Genomic DNA, 1,802 nt, shown 5'->3' with positions numbered 1-1,802 from the left:
AGTCGTTGCTGGAAGAAGCCCGATACCGGGACAGCCGCCACCTGCTGGCCAGTTCCGATATGGAAATTCAGCGTATCAGCGAGCTACTGGGCTTTGCCGACCCGGCCAATTTTACCCGTGCGTTCAAGGGCTGGATGGGCATGACGCCCAGCCAGTGGCGCTCTCAGCATGCGGAGAAGGATTGATTCAATCGTGTTATCGTGCACGAAATTTCGGAGAGTCTCATGAAAGCAGTCGTGGTGAATGAATTTGATCAGGCGCCGGTGTGGACGGACTTTACGGCGCCGGAGGCCCGCGAGGGCGAGGTGCTGGTTCGCCCTTGTGCGGCGGCGATCAGTCAGCTTGTGCGGGCTCAGGCGGAGGGCCGTCACTATAGCAGCGGCAAAACCCTTCCATTGGTGCCTGGCGCAGACGGGGTGGGGCACTTGCCGGATGGGCAGCGTGTGTATTTTGCGTTTTCCCGGGCCCCGGTGGGGGCTATGGCCGAAGTGGTGGCGGTGGATGCACAGCAATGTGTGGCGGTGCCCGCTGCAGTGGATGATGTGACGGCAGCGGCCATTGCCAACCCGGGCATGTCCTCTTGGGTAGCGTTGATGCTACGTGCCAATTTTCAGGCAGGGGAATCGGTGCTTATCAACGGTGCGGCGGGCGCGTCCGGGCGGTTGGCGATTCAGATTGCGCGGCATCTAGGGGCGGGCCGGATTGTGGCTACAGCCCGTAACCCGGAGCACGAAACGACATTAAGGGGCTTGGGCGCGGATGCGTTTATTGCTCTGAATCAACCGGAGGAGGTGCTCACTGATGCCTTTGTTGGCGAGATAGCCGCTAACGGGGTGGATGTGGTGCTTGATTTCCTGTGGGGGCCACCGGCGGGATGCCTGCTCAATGCCATTGCCCGTGAAACCGCCGCCGCGCGCTTTGTGAATATTGGTTCCATGGCGGGGATGGCATTGCCGTTGTCTGCCGGAGCATTGCGCAGTACCGACCTGACCCTTATGGGCAGTGGGCTGGGCAGTGTCAGCAAGATAGAGCTGGTGCAGGCGGTGGGACAGGTGTTGGCGGCTGTCACGTTGGCAGGTCTGCAGGTTGATGCAGTGGCGGTGCCCGCCAGCCAGGTGGCGCAGGCCTGGCAAAGCGCGACAACCCAGCGGCAGGTGCTGACCTTTAGCGGTTAATCTGGTTTCCGGTGCGACCTTAACGCAGCAAACCGGTTTTCAGGCCGGCGATGGTTTTTGCCATTTGCAGCCGCATCCAGGGCAGGTGGCTCAGCAGTGGAAACAGAATATCGCGGCCGGTGGCGACGGCACGACTGTGCGACTGAAAGGCCGGTGTCAGCCAGCGGCTCATGCGTTGGTAAAAGCGAATCTGCGGGCCGCGTTGCTGGTGATAATGCCTCCAGACCTGATGCCAGTTATCCGATTGCTGCATGGCGTCGCTCAGAGCCCAGGCGTCCAGCAAGGCCATGTTCGCGCCCTGGCCCAGTTGCGGGCTCATGGCGTGGGCGGCATCGCCAATCACGCCCAGCCGGTTGTCTCCCCATTTCGACATGATCACATCGCGGTAGGTGGCCGGGGTTAGCTGCTGCGCCTGGGTCAGTGGTGTCAGTACCTCGTCCAGTTGCGGCCAGAAGGTATGCAGTGCGCCGCGCCATTTTTCAAAAGGTGAGGCGGCAAAGTCCGGTTGTTGCCATTGGGCGATCTCGGTGACCGGCAGGCTCCAGAAAAAGCTGGCTAGCGGTGTCTCCGGCTGGTCCGGGCGGCTGCCGGTGGGCAGAATGCCGGCCATGGCGCTGGCCCGGTGAT

Annotated in this window: 3 protein-coding genes; 2 read left to right on the top strand and 1 reads right to left on the bottom strand. The window is 61.9% G+C overall.

The features are described 5' to 3' along the window. Nucleotides 1-185: AraC family transcriptional regulator (locus A3754_RS25375; RefSeq protein ID WP_156497231.1), on the top strand; the 185-nt coding region annotated here is incomplete at its 5' end. 39 nt (nt 186-224) lie between these two features. Next, on the top strand, nt 225-1,175 hold the full coding sequence (locus A3754_RS25370; RefSeq protein WP_063521687.1) for a zinc-binding alcohol dehydrogenase family protein: 951 nt from the start codon (nt 225-227) through the stop codon (nt 1,173-1,175). A 19-nt stretch (nt 1,176-1,194) separates the two neighbouring features. Here the strand turns inward: A3754_RS25370 and A3754_RS25365 are convergent. Next, a partial coding sequence (locus tag A3754_RS25365; RefSeq protein WP_197468868.1) for an NAD(P)/FAD-dependent oxidoreductase occupies nt 1,195-1,802 on the bottom strand: 608 nt, incomplete at its 5' end.

Source organism: Alcanivorax sp. HI0083 (assembly GCF_001635175.1).
Note: the sequence above shows the minus strand (reverse complement) of the source record. Positions and strands in the feature narration are given on the sequence as shown.

Excerpts from the sequence above, each read along its gene's own strand:
- A3754_RS25370 (WP_063521687.1), top strand. The coding sequence starts at position 225 with ATGAAAGCAGTCGTGGTGAATGAATTTGATCAGGCGCCGGTGTGGACG.